Here is a 4195-nt window from a genome sequence, read left to right as displayed (position 1 = left end):
GCCTCGGCGATGGTCGCCGCGATAGCAGCGTCGGTAGCGACCGCCGCCTGCAACTCCGCTCGGCTGCGATGCACGGCGGGCTGATGCCGCTGTTGCCCGCCGGCATCGTTGAGCGCCGCAGAGCGCGCCAACAGGTCGTCGTAGCGCGACGAAGCGACAGCGAGCGGCGCGTTCCCGGTGCTGCCGGCGAACAACTCGTGCGCCTGGCGCAACGCCGCGACGTCGCTGCCGCTCACCGCTCGTCTCCGGGAGTCTCTGCGGGAGCCCTATCGAGGCGACCGGCGAACGCGCGCACCCGGGGCAGTGCCCCAGGCGGAATCATTCCCCGGTTACGGATGTCCCACATCTCTGCGTCGGTAACACCGAGTAACGCCGCGATGACCGGCTCAGGCAGCGACGATCGCGCGCACGCCCGATCGAAGCGGGCACCAAGGCTCGTCGACATGCGCTCCAGCAGCGCGCGGCGAGTCGACTCCAACGCTTCGAGGTGGCACATAAGCCGTCCCGCCGAGGCCTCGTCGGCGCTGACCGCCACCCGCCACGAGTTGGCGGCCAGCATCTCCGCCTTCACGCACTGACTGATCACAGAAAGAATATACGTCTCATATTCGTTTGATGTCTCCGCCGGGAGGCGCTCTATCACCGAGTTCAGGGCATCGAGTTGGGCTTCGGCGTATCCCTCCAGCATGAGGGTGTCGGCGTGCCGGTCTACCACGACCGGCCCAGCGGTCCGAGCGGGCGGCACTTCGCTGTGAGGTGCGGCGGTCAGGCGGTGGAGTTCGGCCGTCGAATCGGCGGCGACCACCAGTCGCGAGTAAGTGCCCGGGGGCAGGCCAAGACCATTTTCCACCTTCTGGACGGTGCTCTTGTGAGGCTTGCGCACACCACGCTCCAGATAGCTCAGGCCCATGATGCTCACACCTGTCACCGCGGCGAAGTCGGAGAGCGACCAGTCGCGCGACTCTCGCAGTTCCCGGATCACCGCGCCCGCGGATTCGCGGCTCACAGCAGCGTCCCGGCCATATACGGATACTACACAGCCGCATCATTAGCCCCAATTCTATTTGTTTTTGTCTCGATTCCTTGCGGCACTTCAGTTTTGTGTATATGTTTCCAGCTACGTTTTGGCTCTAAGGAGGCGTCAGATGAGACACCCGTGCTCGGTCAACCCGGAATTGTGGTTCGGCTACACCGACGACGACAGCGGCGACGGTGCCGCCAAGGCACGCGCCTACGAACAGTCGGCCACCGAAGCGCGACTGCAGTGCCTGCGGCGCTGCCCGCTGGCGCAGCAGCGACTGTGCGCGCGCTATGCGGTCGAGAACCACGAGGAATACGGCGTCTGGGCGGGTGTCAAACTGCCCGGCGGGCAGTACCGCAAGCGGGAACAACTGGCCGACGCCCACGAAACGCTGCGCCGGATAGCTGCCGGCGAGATCAACTCGCGCCAGCTACCGGACAATGCCGCGCTCCTGACCCGGCGTGAGAACGACGCCGATCCGGTTACCGCGACGGTGTTCCACGTACCCGTGCGTCCCCGCTCCGCGGCCTGAGCCGACACGACCGGATTCGTCAAAAAGCCGCCGATGGGCCGAATCGCGGTAGATTTACGGATCCGCGCTTGCCGCTGATCCCCACCTGGCGTGAGTCGGGGTTTCCGACCTGAGCGCGGCGATGGTCATCCACGAACTCCTCGCTCGGGGCTTGTGGACGCGAGATAATTCGTGGGTCGACGGGGCATGCAGACCGCGGTCCGGCGGCGCCGTTGACGCTTCAAAGATGTTAGGAGCGGTCCAGGTGCGGGTAATTGCCGTCCCGCATTGGGCCAACGATCGAACCCCTAGAGAGGACGTCACCACATGAGAAATTCAGTACGCGCCATCGCAGCCGCTACGTTGGCCACCCCCGCCGCCTTGCTCCTTGCCTGGCCGGTGCAGGCAGATGTGAAGGTTTCCGGGACCAACGTCAGACAGAACGGCTACGGCGTGCTGACCTTCACGGTCGCCAACGAGTCTGACTCCGCCGCAACCGTCGGGCTGAAGGTGTTTCTGCCCCAGGACAGCCCGATGTTCGTGGTGAACACTCAGCCCAAGCCCGGCTGGACGCCGATCCTCATCGAAAAGCCGCTCCCGTCACCGCAAACGGACAACGACGGCACGGTGCACAACAACTTCATCGCGGAGGTGGATTGGCGGGCGGACAACCCGCAGGCAGCCATCCCGCCCAAACAGTTCGACCAGTTCCGCATCTATGCCGGTCCGCTACCGATGCGCAACGCCCTGGTGCTGCCGACCGAACAGGCCAACAGCGACGGGCGCACGGTGAACTGGAATGACGACCCGTTCGCCGGCCCACCGCGGCCCGGGCATCCGGCCCCGGTATTGAAACTTGCTTCAGGGCACACCGACGTGGATATCTTCGCGACCGACGAAACCGTGCAGCAGAACAACACGCCGCTGTGGCCCGCTCTCGCCGCGGGTGCAATCGCGGTGGTGGCGCTGCTGCTCGCGATCGCGAACTTCGTGATGCTGCGCCGCAAGCCTCGCGAAACACCCGAGGCCGAGGCCCCGGCCGAGACCCCGGCCGAGACCGAAAGCTGAGGCCGAGGTGCCCGGGAGGATTGCTGATCTTCCCGGGCGCCTCACCTACCTACGTGCGTCACGACGGTTGACGGCTCGACAACTCCTCGCGGGGATAGGGCCCGGCAAATTGCGCGAACCGGCCTGCGGAAGGCGCAGTAAAGTCTGTACTGCATACCGGTACACGCGGAGAGGGGTCGTGCCGTGACCATCCAGCGCGATCAGAGCCCGTACGGTTCGCAGACACTGATGGGCCCCGGCTGGCCGGACGCCGACGAGGATGTGCTTGCGGCCGCTGCGGAGCAGTATGAACAACTGGCGATGCACCTCACTGGCGTGGTCGTCCCGCAGTTGCAGGGACGGGCGTCGCAGATGCAAAACAACTGGACAGGTCCTGCAGCGTTAGCCGCCCTCGGTGAAGCCGGCTCGATCATCGGCGGCCACCAGATCAATGCCGCGGAAGCGTCGGCTATCGCGCTCAAGCTGCGCGCCATGGAGGCGTCGGTGGCCAAAACGAAGGCGTTGGCGAATACGACAGCACAAGAGATCCAGCACTTGTGCGAAGCAGCGGCATCTTTCCCTCAGGGGGATCAGCTCATCCAGAGCCTGATCAAGTTCGGCCAGTCGCAGAACATGGCGTACGTGATGGAAGGCACCAGCGAGTTGGCGAGCAATCTCGGCGCCACAGTGGTCAATCCCTCGGCGATACCCATTCCGCCGGGCGGCGATCCTGGGGTGGGCAAGACCGCCGACGCTGCGCAACAAGCCGCTGGCCAAGGACCCCAGTTGATGCAAACGATGAGCCAGCTCGGGCAGATGCCCCAGCAGCTCGGGAAGTCCCTCGGTGGCGGCCAAGGCATGCAGCAGTTGATGCAACCGCTGCAACAGATTTCGTCGATGTTCGGCAAAGGCGGCGGGTCTGGCGGCCAGCCCTCTCCCTTCGCGGCGTTCAGCAACCACCCCGCGGCCGGCGGCTCGGGCGCCAAGTCGGGGGCCGGGCTCGGGCGCGGCGGCTCGATGCCGGGAGCCGGGGGCAGCTCGCCGCGGACCCCGCTGATGGCGAAATTGGTGGGAAAGAACACCATGGTTGCGCCGGCCTCGGTGGAAGAAGGCGCCGTGGCCGGCCGGGCGACGGTCGCCGGCTCCGCGCCGGTGGCTTCCGGCGGCGCGGGGGGCGGTATGGGCGGCGCGGGGATGGGGGGCCATCGCGAATCCAGCGGCGGCACCAGGGCGGCTCTGGCCGTCCCCACACCGCTGGAACACGACCTCGCCGAAGATGACGTCGACGAAGAGTGGTGACGAAATCGTCGTGTGGGTAGGCAGAAAACCACCCGGCTAGAAAGAGACGGAGACCGCGACCATGACAAGTGGCCCATCCGAACGGCAACAAATCGGCGAGCATTGGGATCCGGCGTCGGTCCAGCTGCCGCAGATCCCGACGCTTCCTCCCGGCGAAGACCCGATGAGTTCAATGATCTCCGCGGCGCTGCCTACGCTGTCAGCCCAGATGGAGGCCAATGTCGCCGCCCTGCAGGGCAAGGAGACCATGTTCGCCGGCAAAGTCGCTGCTTCGAATGTGATGTACGCAAACTCCGAGGATTCCGGCACCCAGGGCG

At 65.8% G+C, this 4195-nt stretch carries 4 protein-coding genes and 2 pseudogenes; 4 read left to right on the top strand and 2 right to left on the bottom strand.

What is annotated here, in order from left to right:
* Window positions 1-236: pseudogene (locus tag AC2VOG_RS10855) on the bottom strand (C40 family peptidase); the annotation flags it as partial.
* Complete coding sequence (locus AC2VOG_RS10850; RefSeq protein ID WP_486939899.1) at window positions 233-1006, bottom strand: helix-turn-helix domain-containing protein; 774 nt, start codon at window positions 1004-1006, stop codon at window positions 233-235. The gene AC2VOG_RS10850 and the pseudogene AC2VOG_RS10855, both read right to left, overlap by 4 nt.
* Before the next feature lie 139 nt (window positions 1007-1145).
* On the opposite strand from AC2VOG_RS10850, the gene AC2VOG_RS10845 reads away from it, so the two are divergent.
* The 4 genes and pseudogenes from AC2VOG_RS10845 to AC2VOG_RS10830 form a co-directional block, all read left to right on the top strand.
* Window positions 1146-1553, top strand: a complete 408-nt coding sequence (locus tag AC2VOG_RS10845; protein WP_486939898.1) for a WhiB family transcriptional regulator — start codon at window positions 1146-1148, stop codon at window positions 1551-1553.
* 306 nt (window positions 1554-1859) lie between these two features.
* On the top strand, window positions 1860-2600 hold the full coding sequence (locus AC2VOG_RS10840; RefSeq protein ID WP_486939897.1) for a YcnI family protein: 741 nt from the start codon (window positions 1860-1862) through the stop codon (window positions 2598-2600).
* A 183-nt stretch (window positions 2601-2783) separates the two neighbouring features.
* Window positions 2784-3878: a hypothetical protein gene (locus tag AC2VOG_RS10835; RefSeq protein ID WP_486939896.1), complete on the top strand. Its 1095-nt coding sequence runs from the start codon at window positions 2784-2786 to the stop codon at window positions 3876-3878.
* A 61-nt stretch (window positions 3879-3939) separates the two neighbouring features.
* A pseudogene (locus AC2VOG_RS10830) lies at window positions 3940-4195 on the top strand (hypothetical protein); the annotation flags it as partial.

The organism is Mycobacterium sp. TH-M11, from assembly GCF_057473725.1.
This window is presented reverse-complemented; position numbering and strand designations above follow the sequence as displayed.

Coding starts and splice junctions, on each gene's coding strand:
- AC2VOG_RS10845 (WP_486939898.1), top strand. CDS start 1,146: ATGAGACACCCGTGCTCGGTCAACCCGGAATTGTGGTTCGGCTACACC.
- AC2VOG_RS10840 (WP_486939897.1), top strand. CDS start 1,860: ATGAGAAATTCAGTACGCGCCATCGCAGCCGCTACGTTGGCCACCCCC.